Source organism: Exiguobacterium sp. s163 (genome assembly GCF_018617135.1).
Classification (GTDB): Bacteria; Bacillota; Bacilli; order Exiguobacteriales; family Exiguobacteriaceae; genus Exiguobacterium; species Exiguobacterium profundum.
The window spans coordinates 1-898 of sequence record NZ_JACSJN010000016.1 but is presented as its reverse complement, the minus strand read 5'-3'; the positions used below and the strand labels follow the sequence as shown (position 1 = coordinate 898).

General features: G+C 49.1%; 8 tRNA genes and 1 rRNA gene. All 9 read right to left on the bottom strand.

Going from position 1 to position 898, the window contains the following annotated elements:
• A tRNA-Leu gene (locus KNO71_RS17495) sits at positions 1-88 on the bottom strand.
• Positions 89-97: 9 nt separating this feature from the next.
• A tRNA-Gly gene (locus KNO71_RS17490) sits at positions 98-172 on the bottom strand.
• A 15-nt stretch (positions 173-187) separates the two neighbouring features.
• Positions 188-268: transfer RNA gene (locus KNO71_RS17485), tRNA-Leu, on the bottom strand.
• 37 nt (positions 269-305) lie between these two features.
• Positions 306-381 (bottom strand) — tRNA-Lys (locus KNO71_RS17480).
• 12 nt (positions 382-393) lie between these two features.
• A tRNA-His gene (locus tag KNO71_RS17475) sits at positions 394-469 on the bottom strand.
• Positions 470-479: 10 nt separating this feature from the next.
• Positions 480-555, bottom strand: a tRNA-Thr gene (locus KNO71_RS17470).
• Between the two features lie 8 nt (positions 556-563).
• Positions 564-639: transfer RNA gene (locus KNO71_RS17465), tRNA-Phe, on the bottom strand.
• A gap of 19 nt (positions 640-658) precedes the next feature.
• Positions 659-734: transfer RNA gene (locus KNO71_RS17460), tRNA-Asp, on the bottom strand.
• 75 nt (positions 735-809) lie between these two features.
• Positions 810-898, bottom strand: a 5S ribosomal RNA gene (gene rrf, locus KNO71_RS17455); the annotation flags it as partial.

Below are 898 nucleotides of genomic sequence, written 5' to 3'. Positions count from 1 at the left end.
TGGTGCGGTCGAGAGGACTTGAACCTCCACGGTGTTAACCACCACTAGGCCCTCAACCTAGCGCGTCTACCGATTCCGCCACGACCGCATATTAAGATGGAGCGGAAGACGGGATTCGAACCCGCGACCCCGACCTTGGCAAGGTCGTATTCTACCACTGAACTACTTCCGCATAAGTATTTAGAGATGCGGGTGAAGGGACTCGAACCCCCACGTCAAAGACACTAGATCCTAAGTCTAGCGCGTCTACCAATTCCGCCACACCCGCATGTGAAATTACGTATTGAATAAAAAATAATGAGAAATGGTGAGCCATGCAGGGCTCGAACCTGCGACCCTCTGATTAAAAGTCAGATGCTCTACCAACTGAGCTAATGGCTCATTAAATTTTAATGGGGCGGCTGAAGGGAATTGAACCCTCGAATGCCGGAATCACAATCCGGTGCGTTAACCACTTCGCCACAACCGCCATGAAAAAATGGTGCCGGCGAAAGGATTCGAACCCTCGACCCTCTGATTACAAGTCAGATGCTCTACCAACTGAGCTACACCGGCGTGTTATATGGTGGCTTTGGACGGAATCGAACCGCCGACACAAGGATTTTCAGTCCTTTGCTCTACCAACTGAGCTACAAAGCCATACGTATTAAATTAAAAATGGCGGTCTCGACGGGATTCGAACCCGCGATCTTCTGCGTGACAGGCAGACATGTTAACCCCTACACCACGAGACCGTTTTAAGTCATATCGACTTTACCTATTTTAAAGGTCATTCTATGTAAAGTCAATAACTTTTTTAAAAAAATAAAGCCTGGCAACGTCCTATCCTCACAGGGGGAGATCCCCCAACTACTTTCGGCGCTGAGACGCTTAACTTCCGTGTTCGGCATGGGAACGG